The organism is Paraburkholderia phytofirmans PsJN (assembly GCF_000020125.1).
GTDB classification, from domain to species: Bacteria; Pseudomonadota; Gammaproteobacteria; order Burkholderiales; family Burkholderiaceae; genus Paraburkholderia; species Paraburkholderia phytofirmans.
The window spans coordinates 72,099-90,104 of the sequence record NC_010676.1; the positions used below are offsets into that span (position 1 = coordinate 72,099).

Genomic DNA, 18,006 nt, shown 5'->3' on the forward strand with positions numbered 1-18,006 from the left:
CTAACTTCGTTAGAGAGACGTGCTAGCCATTGTTCTAGTTATTGCTGCGCCGGAATCGGTTCAAGCAGCCCTAGTACGCGTTTCTATGCGTAAATCCACGTACTACCGTAGCCAAAACAATTTTCATGTCTAGCCCGAAGGACCAATTCCGCAGGTAGTACAGGTCATGCTCGACTCGCTTTTGCATTTTTTCGACGCGGTCTGTTTCTCCGCGGTAGCCGTTCACTTGTGCCCATCCGGTGATCCCGGGTTTGATCCGGTACCGGTGGATGTATCCATCTACAATCGTCCGATAGAGTTCGTCGTGTTCAATGGCATGCGGACGCGGCCCGACTATCGACATATCGCCCCTTAGCACGTTCAGGAATTGGGGCAATTCGTCCAGACTCGTGCGCCGCAAGAAGGCCCCTACTGGCGTGATCCGTGGGTCGTTGCGTGACGCCTGCTTGACGACGCCGGGCTCGGAGGCGTGCATGCGCATCGTCCGAAACTTGTAGATCCTGAAGACCTGCCCGTCGGCTCCCTTTCTCTTTTGTGCGAAAAAGACCGGTCCGGGTGACGACAGCTTGACCGCGACCGCAACGGAAACCATAAGGGGTGCCACGCAGAACAACGCCGCGATTGCAAATAGCCGATCGAAAATCTCTTTCTTTAATAACGCATGCGACGACAAAGGCGACGCAACGAGATTGATAGCCGGCACGCCGATCAGGTCAATAACGCTGCTGTCGAACAGGGCCAGGCTACTTACGTCTGGAAGGAAGCGAATGTTGACCAGGTCGTCACGGAATTCCTGCAAGCAGCGCGAAATCATGCTTTCTTCCGACAGTGGGAGCGCAAGCCAGATTTCCTGAATGCTTTCAGTTCGAACGAAGTCTGAGAACTCAGTGAACTCATCGAAAAGCGGAGTGTTCGAGATAGAACGCTCAACACATGTAAACAGGTCGAATGCCGCTGACACCCGGAAGCCACTCGCCCGTGCTGCCTGGATGCTGCGTACCACCTGCTGACAATGCGAGCCGCGCCCAACCACCGCGACACTGCGCAAATTCAGGCCTGCGTCACGCACGCGGCGCAACAGCGCATACGTCAATGATCTGGAAACGATGAGTGCCGCACCGGTCATGCCCGTCCAATAGGCGAACCAAAGTCGTGATATGAGATCCGTCCGATGCAGGGAGAACATTAGGATCAGCCCGCAACTCTGCGCGACTAGCCACGCGAGGGAGATCTGGCTAATGAGGCGGAGCATGGAACGCCCTCGCCACGATTGATACACGCCGAACACTGGAAACAGCGCCAAAGCGAAAGCTGCGGCAAATGCGATGAAACCTGTATCAACATGATTCCCTGTCAGATCCTCAAAGCGAATCTGTGAAGCTGCAACTGCACCTCCGACAATCAACGAGATGTCGAGGATCCGTGCGAGCAATCCTTGAAAGCCCGTTGACTTCCTGCTCTCATGTGCGGTTGAGATGGCGTTCATGCTATGGCCGTGTCCTATACGCTTTCCAGGCGCACGTGGTGCCCCAGAAAAAATCCGTCTTGTGACAAGATGGATTCTGTTTTTAGTATTCCTCTGTTCTAGGAAATCAGCCTACCGACGACATCGTGGTCTTGCTGAATCCTGAGGGGATGGTTCGGCTGCTCGCTGATCGGCTACGAACAAACTTTCGTACTCCACTGCGAAGGCCCAGCGCGGTCGCAAAAAATGCGGTCGCTTAATGGTCGAAAGTGCGTTGCCGTGCTCGGTGCTTTCCTCTGGCGTGAGCTGCTAGAGAACTGGCCCACCCCGAGCCAGATCGAGCTATTGAAAGAGACACTCATTAACTTTCCCCATTTTCTTTAGCTTGCGTCTTTTGCGCAGCAACAGGGTTAAAGCAGCAAGCATGCCAGGAAGCGATTTTGGTTGGGAAGGTTTGCTGTCTTGCTGCGGAGTCAAGCCTGGCGACGGCTCCGGGTTCGAGCGCCGGGATCGGTAGCGGTCTGCGCCGTCGGTATCGGGGCGGCGTAACGTAACAGCGCGCCGTAACGTCCTGGTTTTGTGTCGGCTCGATAGCGGCTAAAAAAGCCGGCAGTATTGCTGGCGACCTGCGATCTGACTGTTGTTGCGGGGCGCCTTCTTGTGGGGTCCGCTGCGCTACTTCGCGGTTGTACCCGTGCCGCCCGTCACTCGCAATCGCGCCGGGCGCCAGCAAGGTATCGTAAGAGAGTAATGCCGTAAATTGTCTTCAGCAGTCCCGCAGCCCCGGCCTGAGCGTTCGCAATGGCTCGTCACGTTACTTGGCGCGTAACGGCTCGCCCAAGCCGGGAACGGAAGACGGAAGGTGCTGAGCTTGACGTGCGTGGGGCATCGTTTTCGCTTGCGGCGCACGGTAGTCATCGGCCCCAACCAGCGCTCACAGGAATGCTGTTGAATGCGAGCCGGAGTTTTTGCTGCTGTGGATTAACTGGAGTGAAGACGGATGTCGCCGATTTGGAATCTGATCAACATGACACATCCAGATGCCGCGGGTTGTGTTGAAAGAAAGCACGGAGCTGGATCCACCGCGGTGCGAATTCACTCTACATGAGGAAATTGCTTTCCATATCGCATCAATCCCTGCGCATCATCTCCACACTGCCGCGGTATCCAAGGAGCACGAATTTTAGTACCGAGTGGCGTTCTCCTGGTACTGCTTTCCGCCTCAAACCTATCCAGGTCCCCCAGCAAATGCTGGATCTGCGATGCTTGCGTTTCGGTCAACCGGAATTCGCTTTGTATCCGCTGAAGCCGCCTGCGCCAATAAGCCGGCTGCAATACGGGCTCACCGCGAAATGCGCTGAGCGACGGCACCATCACACGCGCCACGTGTGCGATATCTTCATCCATTGTCATGCCATAACCCCGATGACCTCACCATTCATTAGCAGTGGCCTTGTTCTTATGTTGCGGGTGGACTGGATCTATCCTGCCGTGTGAGCCGGTTGCGGCGGCCATCATCCTACAAAGCCGCAATCTTTCGGTCAAGGTTTCTAATGCTCGAGGACGCAAATGCATTTGCTGCGCTGCATGATCTGCTGTTTCTTACGCGCCGGCCAATACGAGCATCGTGTCAGTGAACTGCCTCCACAAAAAAATCGACTCGCTTACGGTTGTCTTGCAATGTGTCCGGTGTCGCCCCTCGCTCGATTGGCGTTAGCGATGAGCAACTCGTAGTTGAGTCGGTTATAGTCAGCAGGCCTTGTGAGGCGTCGACATTGTTTCATCTGAAAAGGTATTGGAACGCAGTCTTTCTCAGACTTCGTTACTCAATCAAACACTCGCGACAACCTCGCAAAGACGCCATTGCGCGCAATCCACGCCGCGTACTCCCGGTACTCCGAATCATTCATCAAATGCTTTTCTTCTGTCTTGGCGCGCAAGAAATAAAGCATATTCACAGCCAGTAGCGCCGCGCAATGCGTCACCGCCGCTCGCCATCCCAGCGGCTCGATAAACGGCACCGTCACCATCCAGTAAGACAGATTTTTCGCGATATAAGCGGGATGCTTGGTAAACCGATAGGGTCCCGAAGTAATGATCCCGCGATTCGTCAAATTCGAAAACCGCAAGCCGAACGAGATAGTCGTAAGCGCATAGCACAGCAGCAAAGCGACAATGACCGCGCCCCACACAACTCGTACAACCGGCATCGAAATAAGCCAGTTGTCCCAGAACACCGAGCCTTCGTAGTGAATGTACTGGTTCGAGATGAGCGACCAGAACGGCTGATAGCAGATCAGTGCGACGAGCCAACCCAACACCGTCGGCTCTGCGCTGCGCACGTGACTGTCGAGTATGCGCAACGTGCAGAGGTAACCCACGGTGCCGAACATCAAGTCCATCGCGAACGACAGGTCGTACATGAATCGGAATGTCGCAAGCGAGAACGGCGCGTTCAGCGCGGTCGTCAACGACGCGTCGAGGTGATCCGCATTGGTGGACAGATAGACGATCATCAACGGAAGGAAGAACGCCTTCACCATCCAGCCCGCCAACATCTCGCGCACTGGGCGCCAGTTCGCGGGACGCTCGCCGCGGAATAGGAAGCGCGCCCATAGCAGGTATGCGTCGTCGGTTTCGCGCTGATGCCGGTCCATCCACGCGAAGTAAAAGGGTGCCGCGATAAGCACATAAGGCGCAAGCGTACCGAGCAGCGACCAGAACGGGTTGTAGAAGGCGCCGTGATATTCAGGCAGCAGCCAGTAAAGCGCGCCGATGCCCGCGTACACCGAGGCCAGAGCCGCGAGGCGCAATTCGACGCGCACAATGCTCAGCGGCCGCACCGCGCGGCTCGCGAGACCGGCGCTCGGGCGCAAATAGACGCGCGCGACGAACAGCTCGTAAGCGGCAATTGTCGCGATGATCGCCAGACAGGCAACGGTGCTGCGCGTCGCGCCATCGAACGAGCTGCTATCGCGCAGCAACCAGAGCGTGAGCAATCCGACGGCGATCCCGAGCAGGCCGATCGAAAAGGGTGTCGCCGAGCGCGGCCGCGGGTCGTGCACGCGCGCGACGGTATCGAAAGTGGAGTTCATGTCATCCCTCGTTGTCATGACATTGAAGGCGGCCGGGCTGTTGATTTTTTTGGTGCCCGGCCGCCGTGCTTGCGTAACGCTTATTTGCCGGCCGCCGCGACGCCGCCGAGCAGTCCGCCGACCAGGTTGGTCACCGGCGCGAGCGGATTCTTGTTACCCGAGCCGCTGCTGCCTGCGGCGCCGGCCGAGCCGCCGGTCAAGCCGCTGATGAGGCCCGTTACCGGATTGCCGGCCGCGCCGCCCGACGAACCGCCGGCGCTAACGCCGCCGGTCACGTTGACCGTCAACGAGCCGATCACGCTGGCGACGGGTGCCAGCGGACCGCCCGCACCCGATGTCCCGCCTGGTGAACCGACCTTGCCGAGAAGGCCGGTAAGCGGCGCGAGGAGGCCGGCCGCGCCGCCGGCGCCACCCGTGCCGCCCGCTGCGCCGCCCAGCGATCCGAGGTTGCCGATCAGGCCGGTCAGCGGCGGGATCGAGACGCCGCCCGAGCCACCCGAGCCGCCTGCGCCGCCGAGGCCGCCGAGCGGCCCAAGTAAGCCCGTGATCGGCGCGAGCGGATTGGTGGTCGCGCCAGTGAACAGCCCGCCCGTAGTCGTCACGGTTTTGCCCAATTGGCTCACGACGCCGCCGACGTCCTTGCCGACCTGATCGCCGGTGGCGCCCGACACTTTCAGGCCCGCCGCGTTGAGTCCGTTGCCGAGCGTGCCGAGCAGGGTGTTGAGCGGTGCGCCGAGACCTGTCGCGTTGCCGAGCGTCTGCGTCGTATTGGAGACGGTGGTGGTGATTGGGTTGATCGCCGAACTCAACTGGGTTTCGATCTGCTGGACTGGCGCGCTGGTGAGCGCGGTATTCAATCCCGAGCCCACTGCCGTGACGCCGCTGCCCACGCCGCCGACGACGCTGCCGAGCGTCGACGTCACCGGGGAAAGCGGCTTCAGCGGGCCGCTGCCCAGACTGTTCACCACGCCGCCCAGCGCGGTCACGGCGGCACCGGTATTGGCGACGACGCCGGAAGTCGAAGTCAGCGTCGGGCCGAGCGGATTGGCCGCGCTGCCGACGGTGCCGAGGCCCGCGGCGGTGCCGTTACCCAGCACCTTTACGCCGTTGCCGAGGTCGGTGATCGCGTTGCCGAGGTTCGAGGTCGTTGCGCCGTTGACGCCGGGAACCGAGGTGCCGGTGATCTTGGTGCCGGTATCGGCGGTGGTCGTGCCGACGGCGGTGATGAGATTGCTGGCCTGAGTGATGATGTTGCCGATGGGGGTGGAGGAGGTGCCTGAAGTACCGGAGGTGCCCGAAGTACCCGAGGTGCCCGAAGTACCCGAGGTGCCCGAAGTACCCGAGGTGCCCGAAGTACCCGAGGTGCCCGAAGTACCCGAGGTGCCCGAAGTACCCGAGGTGCCCGAAGTGCCCGAAGTACCGGAGGTGCCTGAAGTACCCGAGGTGCCCGAAGTACCCGAAGTACCCGAGGTACCCGAGGTACCCGAGGTGCCCGAGGTGCCCGAAGTACCCGAAGTACCCGAAGTACCCGAAGTACCCGAAGTACCCGAAGTACCCGAAGTACCCGAAGTACCCGAAGTACCCGAAGTACCCGAAGTACCCGAAGTACCCGAAGTGCCCGAAGTGCCCGAAGTGCCCGAAGTACCCGAAGTGCCCGAAGTGCCCGAAGTGCCCGAAGTACCGGAGGTGCCCGAAGTACCGGAGGTGCCCGAAGTACCGGAGGTGCCTGAAGTCCCGGAGGTGCCCGAAGTCCCCGAAGTCCCCGAAGTCCCCGAAGTCCCCGAAGTCCCCGACCCCGACGTACCACCCAAACCGCCACCGCCGAGTCCGGGACTTGGGGTGTTAAGCGTTGATCCGCATCCGTACAGCGCGAGTAATGTAGACGTCGCGACAGCGATGGCTGTCCGACCGGCAAATTTTTTCATGATGTCCCCGTTGAACGACTATTGGCGGGGACACTGCTGCAAGTTGCACGCCAAATGTCATTTATGGCGTGATCTTGCTTTCAAAGCGCAGGTATATCGAAAAAATAAAACACAAGAAGAATTTACTCCGACAGAATCCCAATTTCCGTCTCAACGACAAACCCGTGTTCCGCGCGCGTGCTACGTAACGCGAGCGCAGACCGTAACGGTGCGAAACACGCCGCAATCATCGCGCAGCACCTTCGCATAGGAACGGCAAATACCCGCCACAAACCCGCATCAAAACGCAGCCGTATAAATCGCCAGCGCATCCGCCTCGGTCACCGGCCGCGGATTATTCACCAGCAACCGCGTTTGCAACATCGCATCGCTCGCCATCCGCTCGAGCCCGCTTTGCTCGATACCGACGTCACGCAGACGCGCGGGAATCGCCGTCGCTGCAATCATCTGTTCGAGCCGTTCAATCAGGGCTTGCGTCTTGCTCTCGTCGCTGCCGGTAACGCCGGGCACGACTACCTCGGCAAGTTCCGCGTACAACGGCGCCGCCGCATCCGCATTGAACCGCAACACATGCGGCAGCACGAGCGCGTTCGAAAGACCATGCGGCACGTGATAAATGCCGCCGATCGGATACGCGAGCGCATGAACCGCGGCAACCGGCGAATTCGCAAACGCCTGGCCCGCGAAGGTGGCGCCGAGCAGCATCGCCTCACGCGCCGCTCGGTCGTCACCGTTCTCGCAAGCGGGCAGCAGGTTGCGCGAGAGCAGGTCGAGCGCCTTCACCGCAAGCAGGTCGGAAACCGGATTCTTCAGATGCGCGGACGTGTACGCCTCGATGGCATGCACCATCGCATCGACGCCGGTCGCCGCGGTCGCCGCGACGGGCAGGCCAAGCGTGAGTTCGGCGTCGAGAATCGCCAGATCCGCGATCAGTTGCGGCGCGACCACGCCCATCTTCTTCGCTTCACCCACCGTCACGATCGACACGGCCGTGACTTCAGAGCCGGTGCCCGCGGTGGTCGGCATCTGCACGAGCGGCAAACGCGCCACCGTGATCTTGTTGACGCCGTACATCTCGCTGAGCGCCTGCTGTTGCTGCGGCGCGAGCACGGCGATCAGCTTCGCCACATCCATCGATGAACCGCCGCCGAGCCCCAGCACGATTTCCGCGCCGGCAGTCCGGGCACGCGACGTCGCTTCGAGCACGATGTGTTCGGGCGGATCGGCGATCACGTCGTCGATCACGGTGGCGTCCCAGCCATGTGTCGCAAGATCGGCGAGCGCCGGATTCAACAACCCGCTCCTGTGCAGAAAACCATCGGTGACGACGCACACACGCGACAGCGCCGGAAATTGCGCGCGCAACAAAGCGCCGAGACGGCGCGCCGCGCCGAACTCGACGACGAGCGTCGGCACCGTTTGAAACCGGAACGCGTTCATCATGGCGCGTCTCCGGACACCATATGGCTTTCGACTTCGCGCCGCTCGAGCAGTGGAATGATGGTGCCGAACCCGAGCCGCTGGAAATGCTCGGTTTCGCGATGTTCGGCGAGCCCGTCGGCGTCGCTGTAGTTCTCGAGAATTACGAAGTGGTCCGGCTCCAGCGGCGAGCGGAAGAATTCGTAGTAAATGTTCTTCGGCTCTTTGCGGGTTGCCGCGGCGAGTTCCGTAAGGGGCTTCACGATCGCGTCGCCATTGCCGGGCTTGGCGAAATAATGCGCGATCACCTGCAGGTAAGCATGGGCCATCAGTCACACTCCAACGGGGTGGGTACCTTAACGTTCAACGTTCAGGATCCGGGTTTCACGACTCGCAGCCCTTCATGGGCGCGGGTATCAGTTGTACCAGATTCGCACCGCGTTGCTCCGGTGCGTCGACGTGACGCGGCAACGTGGAGTGTTCCTTTGCGAAGACTTCCGATATATACCGAAGGTGCAACGCGTTGGAGCACAAGAGAGCCGAACGCAATTTCCGTGGACCAACGCACGGATTTCCGCTCTTGCACGACGGGCTCAAGCGACGCACTTCGTCGCCATTGATGCGGATACCTAACATAATTTTACGGCCCGTAGGCGGGGCGAAAAAACGTCAACCAACCGTTATGCATTTGGAATCATCAGACAAAGCTATCGGAAATGTAAGGTTATTCCAAATCTTGATTGAGAATGATTCGCGTTTACGTTAGATTGGCGCTCCATCCTTTGAGAAAGCGGAGCGAATCTATGGCTGAGGTGCTCGTCCGGCGAGAGCCTTCAACAGCGATGCCGATATCGGTTCTCAACGCCGCAGGCGCCTGTCCACCGGTTTCGCGGCGCACGCGCAACCACGCGCGTGCGGTCGATTGGGAGAAGGGCACGCTGCTCGACGTGCTGATCGACAACCGGCCGATGCTCGTCAATCTGGCGCGTGGCTTCGTGGGCTGCGCGAGTCTCGCGGAAGACGTGGTGCACGACGTCTTCATCAAGCTGGTCGATTTCCCCGATCAGGACGCGGTGCGTCAGCCGGTCGCGTACGTAACGCGCATGGTGCGCAACGCGTCGATCGACGCCTTCCGCCGCCAGAGCCTCGAAAACACCTATCACGCGGACGAAGACGACGGCCTGCATGTGCCATCGCCGGAGCCTTCGCCGGAAGCGGCGCTGCTCGTGCGCGACACGCTGCGGCACGTCTACAACGCGCTCGAGCAACTGCCGGCGCGCAGCCGCGCCGCCTTCGAAATGGTGCGCCTGCGCGAAGAAACGCTGCAAAACACCGCGCGCGCCCTCGACGTCTCGCAGACGCTGGTGCATTTCATGGTGCGCGACGCCGAGAAGCATTGCGCCGATTGCCTCGACGCCTGCAATCGCGGCGTGGCCGGCCCCGCGTTCTGCAGCGGACGCGCGCGCCGGCGGTAAAAAAGCGCGCGCATCAAACGTCAACTGAATAGAAGCGGTGCGCGAGCGAATGCCGGCGCCGCGGTGCCGGGACATGCCAGTGGGCTGTCCGGGCGCTTCCTGACCTTTCATCGACTGAGCCTTTCATCATGACGCAAGCACAGCAGACCTCCAGCGCGGCAGCCGGCGAGGCGGACGACCTCGTCTACACCGTCGTCATCAACGACGAAGAGCAGTACTCGATCTGGCCGACCTTCCGCGACGTGCCGGCAGGCTGGCGCGAAGTGGGCGTGCGCGGCCAGAAGGCCGAATGCCTCGCGCACATCGAGACCGTGTGGACCGACATGCGTCCAGCCAGTTTGCGCAGACACATGGACGCGGCGGCCTGAAGAACGCGGCGGCCTAAAGCACGTGCAGTGCAATCGAGCAGGTCGGCCATGCGCCGGCCGCGCCGCTTCAGCAAAAGGATTCAAAGTATGACCACGCTTTCCAAGCCGCTGCCCACGCTCGCCGATTTATCGATCGAGCCGGGCTTGCCGACTGTCGTCTCGCCGCGCGCGGGCGCGGAGATTTCTTTGGAGGAAGCGGCGCCGCTTCTCCGTTCGATCGTCGACGACACGCTCGAACGCGCGGGCGGCGTACTGTTCACGGGTTTTCGCGTGGCCTCGATCGACGCGTTTCAAAGTTTCGCGGGCTCGTTCGGGCATCCGCTGATCGGTTATGAATTCGCTTCGACGCCGCGCAGCCAGGTGGAAGGCGCGGTCTATACGTCGACGGAATATCCGCAGCATCGCTCGATTCCTTTGCATAACGAGCAGTCGTACACGCGCGAATGGCCGCTGCGTATCTGGTTTCATTGCGCGCTCGCCGCGCGCACGGGTGGCGCGACGCCGATCGCCGATAGCCGCGCGATCTATCGCGCGCTAGACCCGGCGCTAGTCGAGCGCTTTACGAAGCGTGAACTGCTCTACGTGCGCAACTTCGGACAAGGACTCGATCTGCCGTGGGAGCAGGCGTTCGGATCGGACGACCCGCGCACCGTCGAGCGGATTTGCCGCGCGCGTGGCATCGAATGCGAGTGGCGCGACAGCGAAGACGGCGAACTGCTGTTGCGCACGCGCGAGCGCTGCCAGGCAGTAGCGCGCCATCCGCGCACCGGCGAGCGTGTCTGGTTCAATCAGGCGAATCTATTCCATCTTTCGTCGCTCGACGAAGACATGCAGGAGGCGCTGATCGATTCCGTCGGCGTCGAAAACGTACCGCGCAACGTCTATTACGGCGACGGCGAACCGCTCGAAGCCGAGGCGCTTGCAGAAATTCGCGGCGTGCTCGATCAGCAACGGATCGTGTTCCCGTGGCTGACCGGCGACGTGCTGATGCTCGACAACATGCTGACGGCGCACGCGCGCGATCCGTTCGAAGGCCCGCGCAAAGTCGTGGTCGCGATGGCACGAAGCTACAGCGAAGCCGAAGGCGAAAGCGAAGGCAAGAAGCGGACGACGGCGGAATGACGAAATCGCATGGCGCGGCGCTTGCGGCGCATTCGCTGACGGTCGGCTACCGCGATCACGTCGTGCTCCACGGTCTGAATCTGAACATCGCGGCCGGGCGCGTCACGGCCTTGTGCGGACCGAACGGCTGCGGCAAAAGCACGCTGCTGCGCACGCTTGCCGGCTTGCAACCGGCGCTGTCCGGCAGCGTCGACGTCAACGGTGTGCCGCTCGCTTCGCACCGGCGCCGCGTGTTGGCGCGCACGCTCACCATGCTTGCGCAGTTCAACCAGATCCCGTCCGGCCTCACCGTGCGTGAGCTGGTCGCGTACGGCCGTTACGCGCACGGCGGCTGGCTGCGCGGACTCTCGCGCGCCGACCACGCGGCGATCGACGAAGCGCTCGTCACCAGCGGTCTCGCCGACGACGCCGCGCGCGACGTCGCCGCGCTCTCGGGCGGCGAACGCCAACGCGCATGGATCGCCATGGCGCTCGCGCAACAGGCGCCGATCGTGCTGCTGGACGAACCGACCACGTATCTCGACATCCATCATCAACTGGATATTCTGCGCGAGTTGCGGCGCCTGAATCGCGAGCGCGGCCTGACGATCGTGTGGGTGCTGCACGACCTGAATCAGGCGGCGGCCTACAGCGACGAAATCGTGTTGATGCGCGCGGGCCGCATCGTCGCGCAAGGCTCGCCCGATGCAATGCTCGACCCGCGTCATCTCAACGAAACCTTCAGCGTGCCGATGCTCAAGATCGCGCATCCGCAAACGGGCGCGCCGATGTGCGTGCCGGCGTATGAAGGCGACTTCACGGACAGCAACGCCGACGCCGCTTCACTCCGCGAGGAAGCGATAAGCAAGGACGTCGCCGCATGACGACGCTTGCCGCACGCAAACGCCTGAGCCGCAGCACCCAGGCGATGGACAGCTATCGCGCGCCCGTCAAGAGCCGCGTCACGACAATCGGCGCCGCGCTCGTTGCGTTGATCGTCATCGTGGCGGTGATGCGGCTCGCGCCCGGCTTCCGCACATGGCTCGCCGCGCCCACAGGCAGCGACGCCGCGCAGCTCGCCGGCATTCTGCTGTTCGACCTGAGCGTGCCGCGCATTCTGGCGGCACTGGTGGCGGGCGGCTGCCTCGCGGTGGCCGGCACCTTGTTTCAATCGCTGACGCGTAACCCTTTGGCTTCGCCCGATCTGCTCGGTATCACCGGCGGCGCGCAACTCGGCTTGCTCGCCGCGATGCTGGTGCCCTCGCTCGCGGGCGTGGCGTCCGTGCCGCTGCTGTTCGCGTGCGGTCTGGGCGCCGCCGCCTGCGTGGCCGCGGCGGCTGGCGGCTGGCGCGCGACGCCGTTGCGGCTCGTGCTCGCCGGCAGCGTCTGCATGCTGCTGTTCTCTGCGCTGACCACGCTGATTCTCGCGTTCTTCGAGCAGAGTATCGTCGGCGTGTCGTTGTGGGCGAGTGGCAGTCTTTATCAACCCGGCGCGGCGGGTTTGAAGATCGCCGCGTCCTGGCTCGTGTTGCCGCTGATCGCGTTGCCCTTCGTGATTCGTCCGCTCGATCCGCTCGCCTTGGGCGACGACGCCGCGGCGGCAGCCGGCGTTCGCGTGGATGCCACGCGCCTCGCGGCGATGGTGGTTGCGGTGGGCTTCGCGAGCGTCGCGGTGAGTGTCGCGGGACCGCTTTCGTATGTCGGCCTGATCGCGCCGAACCTGCTGCGTCAGATGCGGGGTGCGAAAGCGTCGCGGTTGGCCGCGCTCGTGCCCTTGTCCGCGCTGGTCGGCGGCGCGCTGGTGCTCGTCACCGATAGTGCCGTGCAGGCGCTCGATCTCGACGCGACGCTTTCGACCGGCGTGGCGATTGCCTTCGTCGGCACGCCGTTGATGCTCGCGATGATCCGCAGCGGCGCCGCATGGTCGGGCGCGTTGCATGCCGGTCAGGAGCGCGCCGTCGCGCGAGCGGGCACGCGTTTCGTGCGCGCGATCGATGCGCGGCCGTGGCCGCTGACGGCCAGCGCGTTGGTGCTGCTCGGCGTCGTGCTCGTGTGTGCGGGCGCGTCGTTCGGTCCCACCACGATCGGTGCGCAGCGCTGGCTCGCCGCGTTCGATCACCGCGACGAACTCGCGCGGATGTTGCTCGACCTGCGCTTGCCGCGCCTCATCTGCGCGTTGCTCGCGGGCGCGCTGCTCGCCGCGAGCGGGGTGCTGATGCAAAGCATCGTGCGCAATCCGCTCGCCGGACCTGAAGTACTGGGCGTGACCCAGGGCGCGGGCCTCGCGACGCTCGCCGCGCTCGTGATGTGGCCGCTTGCGAACCACTCGACACTGGCCGCCGCTTCGCTCGCGGGTGGCGGCATCACGCTGGCTCTGACGCTCCTGCTGAATCGCCGGCATCGCTATGCGCCGCTCGCGGTCGCGCTGACGGGCATCGTCATCGGCACGCTGTGGACGACGCTGTCGCAATGGCTGATCACGCAGCAAAGCGTGCAGCCCGCGCGCTTCGTCGTGTGGCTGGTGGGCGGCACATATGGGCGCAGCTGGGGCGAAGTGACGACGTTGCTGCCGTGGTGCGTGCTGGCCTTGCCGGTTTTCGCGCTACTCGCGCGGCCGCTCGATCTGCTTGCATTGGGCGACGACCAGGCGGCCTCGCTGGGCTTGCCGATCGGCGTGTTGCGTCCGCTGGTGCTGACGGTGGCGACGCTCGCCGCGTGCGCCGCGGTGGCCGCGGTGGGACCGGTGGGCTTTATCGGTTTGATGGCGCCGCATCTGGCGTCGATGCTCGGTGCGCGGGCTCATCGCACGCGCTTGTGGCTGGCGGCGGCGTGCGGCGCGCTGGTGCTGGTCGTGGCCGATATCGCGGCGCGCACGCTGCTGGCGCCGCGCGAAATTCCCGCCGGCGTCCTGACCGCGTTGATCGGCGCGCCTTATCTGCTCGCGCTGCTGATCGTGGAGGCTCGGCGCGAGAAGCGGGGCAAACGGTGACGCGGCAACTCGACAACGATCAGCGCGCGCAGTGCTTCGCGCAATTCGCGCCGGAGTCGATCGCGCATTATCTCGAGCACGTGTGGCTCGGCACGCCGAACGCGATTGAGGAACCCGCATTCGCCGGTGACGCAACCACTTCGCTGAGCGTGATTTGCGTCAGCGAGTTGACCTGTTACCGCACCGAATTGCTCGATGCCATGGTCACGCTGTACGGCGGCGAGCGCGAAATGCATGCACGTGCGTTGTTGTCGCAATGGACCAAGTACTACTTCGGTTTCGCGGCGACGGCCGGATTCGTTGCGGCGGCGTTGCTGCGCCGGCCGCTCGCGATGTCGCCGGACACAACCCATGTCGTGCTGCGCGACGGTCTTCCCATCGCCGCGTACTTCGCGCCCGACGCATTGCAGCCGGTTGAGTGCGCTCCGGCACGCCGTTACGCGCCGCTCGTCGATCATCTGAATACGGTGATCGAGACGCTGTGCGCAATGACAAAAATCGCGCCGCGCGTGTTGTGGAGCAACGCCGGCAATCTGCTGGACTACCTGTTTGAACAATGCGCGCCGCAGTTCGATCTGACCGACGATATCGCGTGGCTCTTCGGTCCGATCGCCGCCGATGGCGAGACCAATCCGCTGCGTCTGCCCGTGCGCCTGGCAAAACCGCGCGCCGCGAGTCTGCCGAATCCGTTCAGCGCACGGCGCGTGTGCTGCGTACGTTATGAAATTCCTGGAGAGACGCAATTGTGTGGACGCTGCCCCCTGCTATTGACGATGAGCGATGCGGAAATCGCATTGCAGGCCGCTTCGCATTGACACTGATGACGTCGACCACACCTTCGGCGCGAGGGTCGCGCGGCGAGAAGAAACGCCCGCGTTTCACGCAGTTTTGCATGAATGCTGTGATGGCGGCCACGCTGTTTTCCAACGCGTATGCGTTTGCACAAGGCAACGGCACTGCGGCCAGTCCAACTCAATCAAACACCGCACAAGCGCAGCCGCAAACCTGCAAACCGCTCGCCGACAACCCAATCGTCTCGCAAGCCAGTCCGTCGTTGCCCGCGCAACCGAAGCGCATCGTTGTCCTCGAATTCATGTTCGCCGAAGATCTGGCGGCAGTCGGCATCACGCCGGTCGGCATGGCCGATCCCGAGTACTACCCGGTGTGGATCGGTTACGACAATGCGCGTCTTGCGTCGGTGCCCGACATCGGCACGCGGCAGGAGCCGAGTCTGGAGGCGATTGCGGCGGCCAAACCCGATCTGATCCTCGGCGTGGGATTGCGCCATGCGCCGATCTTCGCGGCGTTGGAACGCATCGCGCCGACCGTGCTGTTCAAATACGGTCCGAACTTTACCGAAGACGGCGCGCGCGTCACGCAACTCGATTGGGGCCGCAAGATTCTGCGCACTATCGGCTGTCTGACGGGACGTGAGGAGGCGGCGCGCGCAGTCGAAGCCAAGGTCGACGCAGGTTTCGCCCGCGACGCGCAGCGTCTCGCCGAAGCGGGCCGTCGCGGCGAACAGGTAGCGTGGTTGCAGGAGTTGGGCTTGCCGGACCGCTACTGGGCGTTCACCGGCAACAGCACGGCAGCGGGTGTCGCGCATGCGCTCGGGCTGAACCTGTGGCCCGCTGAAGCGACGCGCGAAGGCACCGCGTACGTGAGTTCGGAAGATCTATTGAAGAAGCCGAAGCTGACCGTGCTGTTCGTCAGTGCGACTGAAAAGGATGTCCCGCTCGCCACCAAACTCGACTCACCGATCTGGCGTTTCGTGCCGGCTCGCAGCGCGGGGCGCGTTGGGCTTGTCGAGCGGAATATCTGGGGTTTTGGTGGACCGATGTCAGCGCTACGACTTGCCAATACGATGACCGATACGTTGTTGTCGTTGCCGGCGCCGGGCGTCAACAAGCAAGAACGCTAACTCGACGAAGAGCCGGTTCGCGCAGAAGGCGGGCTCGGGAATCCGGCTAGCTTCCGACACGGTCGTTTATTGCCGCTTGGCCGACGCTTTTGTCAACGGCGCTCTTTACCTTGATTGGCCTCAATCTGCCGTTGCAACCGCGCTTCGCTTTCCTGAAGTTCCGGCGTGAACGCCTCTCCAAAGTCCGCGGGCTCGCAGAAGGGGCGAATTTCGATTTCCGAGTCGCTCGGCATTGGGTTCGGGCGGCGGCTCGATGGTCCAAAAAATTTGTCGAGCGAGACGCGCAGGCGAGCGACGCGTCCCTCTTCGTTACGCACGACGCCTGAAGGCCCCGCTGAGCGCCTGACCACCAACGCCCAGCGAGCCATCCGCCACTTCATCACCCCATCGTACCGTTGGCCACCGCCGGGCTTTGCACTGCCTGTGCCGAACCATGCGTCTCACTCACGATACTGCCATTTTCCAGCTTCAACACACGATCCGCGAGATGGAAGTAACGGTCGTCGTGGCTGATCACCAGCACGGTCTTGCCGCGCGAGCGCAACTCCGGCAGCAGTTGCTCGTAGAACACCGCTTTGAACTGCGGGTCCTGATCGGCGGCCCATTCGTCGAACAGATAGAACGGCCGGTCTTCCAGATACGCGACCACCAGCGCGAGGCGTTTGCGCTGACCGGTGGAAAGCGCCCGCGTAGAGAACGCGCCGTTCACGACCTGCACCTTGTGATCGAGCGCAAGCTTTGCAACCAGCGCGTTGGCGCGGGCATCCGCCTGTGCGCGCGAGGCATCGTTCGGATCGACGATGCCAAGCAGCGCGTCGAACAGATGGAAGTCGTTGAACACAGCCGTGAAGCGCTGCCGATACGCGGCGCGTTCAGCAAAGCCGACCCGCTTGCCGTCCAATTCGATCGTGCCGTCTTCGGGTTCGTAGAGACCGGTCAGCACTTTCGCGAGCGTCGTCTTGCCGCTGCCGTTGCCGCCGACGATGAACACCAGCTCACCCGGCCTGAAAGTCAGATTGACCGGCCCGACTCGGAACATCCGCTCGTCGCGCTCATGAAAGTACGAGTGCGTGACGTTGCTGAGCGTGAGCGTGCGATACGGCGCATGCGAAGCATTTTCGTCGGGCGGCGGCGAGGTGCGCAGCGCGCCGAATTCGCCCATCACCTTCTCGATGCGATCGAGCGAGACGCGCGCCGCATTCAATGTCGGCACGTTGTTGAGCAGGCCGTCCAGCGGCAGCAGCATGAACAGGAACACCACCACATAGCCCGATGCCGACGGCGCATCCGCGTGCACGCCGAGTGCCGGCCAGAATGCCGCGACGCCCAGGAACACATAGAACAGGAACACGATCCAGCCGACCCCGACTGCATACGCGCTGAATGCGCGGCGCCGATGATCGCGCACTTCGTCGATGGCCGAGCCGAGCTGGCCGTCCACGAATTGACGCGAACGCGCCTGATGCAGCTTCAGTTCCTTCGCGCCCGTGAAGAGCGCGCCGAGATAGCCGAACAGTTTGTCCTGCGAACGGCCTGCTGCTTCGAGCGAAGCGATCGCGCGCTTGTCGCCGGCGTGATAACCGAACGAGCCGACCAGGATCGCGGCGACCGCAAGCAGGCAAACAGGCCACGACAGCCACGCCAGATAACCGAGGCAGCCGAACACAATCGAGCCGTGCATCACCAGATTGGGCAGCGCAAAGAACAGCATCGACACGTTGGTGGCGTCGTCGGTGAGCACGGACTGCACGGGCGCCGCGCCGATCCGTTCGACATCGCGCAACTCGGCCTCGGCGACACGTCGCGCGACGTGCTCACGCAACTGCGCCATCGTGTCCTGCGAGAGGCGCGCGAACAGCACGCCAGTGATAACGCGTGTGACGAGCGCGACGATCGCGCACACCGCGAAACGCAAGGCGAGCGACAGATCGGCGACGCCTGTTTGCGACAGGGCGCGGCTCAAGGTCGCGACGAGCAGCACGCTGGCGATGCCGTTCAGCACGCACGCGGTCAGCGCGATCGCGAAGGAACCGCGAGAGCGCTTGAGCAGCGCGACGATCAGGCGCATGGCGGGCTTGCCCGCGGAGTTAGAGGGAGGTGAAGCAGACGAGGGTGGCGCGTCGTAGCGCTCGTTGGCAGCGGTCATCGGCAATGTGTCGCAGTGGGTCGCAATGGATCGGCGAACGGCCGCGCATGCGCGCATGCGGCCATTCAGCGGGGCGCAAAGACACGCCCCTCGCCTGATAGA

14 protein-coding genes and 1 pseudogene are annotated in these 18,006 nt (G+C 62.9%); 7 read left to right on the top strand and 8 right to left on the bottom strand.

Annotation, left to right across the window (positions count from 1 at the left end):
• Nucleotides 1-70: 70 nt before the first annotated feature.
• From BPHYT_RS20185 to BPHYT_RS20210, 6 genes are all read right to left on the bottom strand, one after another.
• Nucleotides 71-1,486, bottom strand: a complete 1,416-nt coding sequence (locus BPHYT_RS20185; protein ID WP_012425956.1) for an undecaprenyl-phosphate glucose phosphotransferase — start codon at nt 1,484-1,486, stop codon at nt 71-73.
• 1,074 nt (nt 1,487-2,560) lie between these two features.
• Nucleotides 2,561-2,872: a hypothetical protein gene (locus BPHYT_RS37405; protein WP_148225134.1), complete on the bottom strand. Its 312-nt coding sequence runs from the start codon at nt 2,870-2,872 to the stop codon at nt 2,561-2,563.
• A 419-nt stretch (nt 2,873-3,291) separates the two neighbouring features.
• Nucleotides 3,292-4,560 carry an isoprenylcysteine carboxylmethyltransferase family protein gene (locus BPHYT_RS20190; protein WP_012425958.1) on the bottom strand — a complete coding sequence of 423 codons (1,269 nt, stop codon included), beginning with the start codon at nt 4,558-4,560 and terminating at the stop codon, nt 3,292-3,294.
• Between the two features lie 80 nt (nt 4,561-4,640).
• Nucleotides 4,641-6,485 carry a collagen-like triple helix repeat-containing protein gene (locus tag BPHYT_RS37410; RefSeq protein WP_083772081.1) on the bottom strand — a complete coding sequence of 615 codons (1,845 nt, stop codon included), beginning with the start codon at nt 6,483-6,485 and terminating at the stop codon, nt 4,641-4,643.
• A 279-nt stretch (nt 6,486-6,764) separates the two neighbouring features.
• Nucleotides 6,765-7,925 carry an iron-containing alcohol dehydrogenase gene (locus BPHYT_RS20205; RefSeq protein ID WP_041759435.1) on the bottom strand — a complete coding sequence of 387 codons (1,161 nt, stop codon included), beginning with the start codon at nt 7,923-7,925 and terminating at the stop codon, nt 6,765-6,767.
• The gene (locus tag BPHYT_RS20210; RefSeq protein WP_012425962.1) at nt 7,925-8,233 is read right to left on the bottom strand and encodes a putative quinol monooxygenase; all 309 of its coding nucleotides are present in this window, start codon (nt 8,231-8,233) and stop codon (nt 7,925-7,927) included. The genes BPHYT_RS20205 and BPHYT_RS20210 overlap by 1 nt, the downstream gene beginning before the upstream one ends.
• 474 nt (nt 8,234-8,707) lie before the next feature.
• Between BPHYT_RS20210 and BPHYT_RS20215 the strand changes: the two genes are divergently transcribed.
• The 7 genes from BPHYT_RS20215 to BPHYT_RS20245 all read left to right on the top strand — a co-directional run bounded on the left by BPHYT_RS20215 (nt 8,708) and on the right by BPHYT_RS20245 (nt 15,758).
• Complete coding sequence (locus tag BPHYT_RS20215; RefSeq protein WP_012425963.1) at nt 8,708-9,379, top strand: RNA polymerase factor sigma-70; 672 nt, start codon at nt 8,708-8,710, stop codon at nt 9,377-9,379.
• Nucleotides 9,380-9,507: 128 nt separating this feature from the next.
• A complete protein-coding gene (locus tag BPHYT_RS20220) occupies nt 9,508-9,747 on the top strand; it encodes an MbtH family protein (protein ID WP_012425964.1) in 240 nt (79 codons plus the stop codon).
• A gap of 87 nt (nt 9,748-9,834) precedes the next feature.
• On the top strand, nt 9,835-10,869 hold the full coding sequence (locus BPHYT_RS20225; RefSeq protein WP_012425965.1) for a TauD/TfdA family dioxygenase: 1,035 nt from the start codon (nt 9,835-9,837) through the stop codon (nt 10,867-10,869).
• Nucleotides 10,866-11,732, top strand: coding sequence for an ABC transporter ATP-binding protein (locus tag BPHYT_RS20230; RefSeq protein ID WP_012425966.1), 867 nt, complete (start codon nt 10,866-10,868; stop codon nt 11,730-11,732). Before BPHYT_RS20225 ends, BPHYT_RS20230 begins: the two co-directional genes overlap by 4 nt.
• Nucleotides 11,729-13,837 carry a Fe(3+)-hydroxamate ABC transporter permease FhuB gene (gene fhuB / locus BPHYT_RS20235; RefSeq protein WP_012425967.1) on the top strand — a complete coding sequence of 703 codons (2,109 nt, stop codon included), beginning with the start codon at nt 11,729-11,731 and terminating at the stop codon, nt 13,835-13,837. The genes BPHYT_RS20230 and fhuB overlap by 4 nt, the downstream gene beginning before the upstream one ends.
• A complete protein-coding gene (gene fhuF, locus BPHYT_RS20240; RefSeq protein WP_012425968.1) occupies nt 13,834-14,652 on the top strand; it encodes a siderophore-iron reductase FhuF in 819 nt (272 codons plus the stop codon). Before fhuB ends, fhuF begins: the two co-directional genes overlap by 4 nt.
• A gap of 77 nt (nt 14,653-14,729) precedes the next feature.
• The gene (locus BPHYT_RS20245; protein ID WP_012425969.1) at nt 14,730-15,758 is read left to right on the top strand and encodes an ABC transporter substrate-binding protein; all 1,029 of its coding nucleotides are present in this window, start codon (nt 14,730-14,732) and stop codon (nt 15,756-15,758) included.
• 92 nt (nt 15,759-15,850) lie between these two features.
• Here BPHYT_RS20245 and BPHYT_RS37895 read toward each other — a convergent pair.
• Nucleotides 15,851-16,006 (bottom strand): annotated as a pseudogene (locus BPHYT_RS37895) (YciI family protein); the annotation flags it as partial.
• 131 nt (nt 16,007-16,137) lie between these two features.
• Complete coding sequence (locus tag BPHYT_RS20255; protein ID WP_012425971.1) at nt 16,138-17,904, bottom strand: cyclic peptide export ABC transporter; 1,767 nt, start codon at nt 17,902-17,904, stop codon at nt 16,138-16,140.
• Nucleotides 17,905-18,006: the final 102 nt, after the last annotated feature.

What these genes read in the sequence shown, in the direction of transcription:
- BPHYT_RS37405 (WP_148225134.1), bottom strand. Translation starts at nt 2,872, where the DNA reads ATGGATGAAGATATCGCACACGTGGCGCGTGTGATGGTGCCGTCGCTC.
- BPHYT_RS20225 (WP_012425965.1), top strand. Translation starts at nt 9,835, where the DNA reads ATGACCACGCTTTCCAAGCCGCTGCCCACGCTCGCCGATTTATCGATC.
- BPHYT_RS20210 (WP_012425962.1), bottom strand. Translation starts at nt 8,233, where the DNA reads ATGGCCCATGCTTACCTGCAGGTGATCGCGCATTATTTCGCCAAGCCC.
- BPHYT_RS37410 (WP_083772081.1), bottom strand. Translation starts at nt 6,485, where the DNA reads ATGAAAAAATTTGCCGGTCGGACAGCCATCGCTGTCGCGACGTCTACA.
- BPHYT_RS20245 (WP_012425969.1), top strand. Translation starts at nt 14,730, where the DNA reads ATGAATGCTGTGATGGCGGCCACGCTGTTTTCCAACGCGTATGCGTTT.
- BPHYT_RS20190 (WP_012425958.1), bottom strand. Translation starts at nt 4,560, where the DNA reads ATGAACTCCACTTTCGATACCGTCGCGCGCGTGCACGACCCGCGGCCG.
- BPHYT_RS20205 (WP_041759435.1), bottom strand. Translation starts at nt 7,925, where the DNA reads ATGAACGCGTTCCGGTTTCAAACGGTGCCGACGCTCGTCGTCGAGTTC.
- BPHYT_RS20255 (WP_012425971.1), bottom strand. Translation starts at nt 17,904, where the DNA reads ATGACCGCTGCCAACGAGCGCTACGACGCGCCACCCTCGTCTGCTTCA.
- BPHYT_RS20185 (WP_012425956.1), bottom strand. Translation starts at nt 1,486, where the DNA reads ATGAACGCCATCTCAACCGCACATGAGAGCAGGAAGTCAACGGGCTTT.
- BPHYT_RS20215 (WP_012425963.1), top strand. Translation starts at nt 8,708, where the DNA reads ATGGCTGAGGTGCTCGTCCGGCGAGAGCCTTCAACAGCGATGCCGATA.
- BPHYT_RS20220 (WP_012425964.1), top strand. Translation starts at nt 9,508, where the DNA reads ATGACGCAAGCACAGCAGACCTCCAGCGCGGCAGCCGGCGAGGCGGAC.
- BPHYT_RS20230 (WP_012425966.1), top strand. Translation starts at nt 10,866, where the DNA reads ATGACGAAATCGCATGGCGCGGCGCTTGCGGCGCATTCGCTGACGGTC.
- fhuB (WP_012425967.1), top strand. Translation starts at nt 11,729, where the DNA reads ATGACGACGCTTGCCGCACGCAAACGCCTGAGCCGCAGCACCCAGGCG.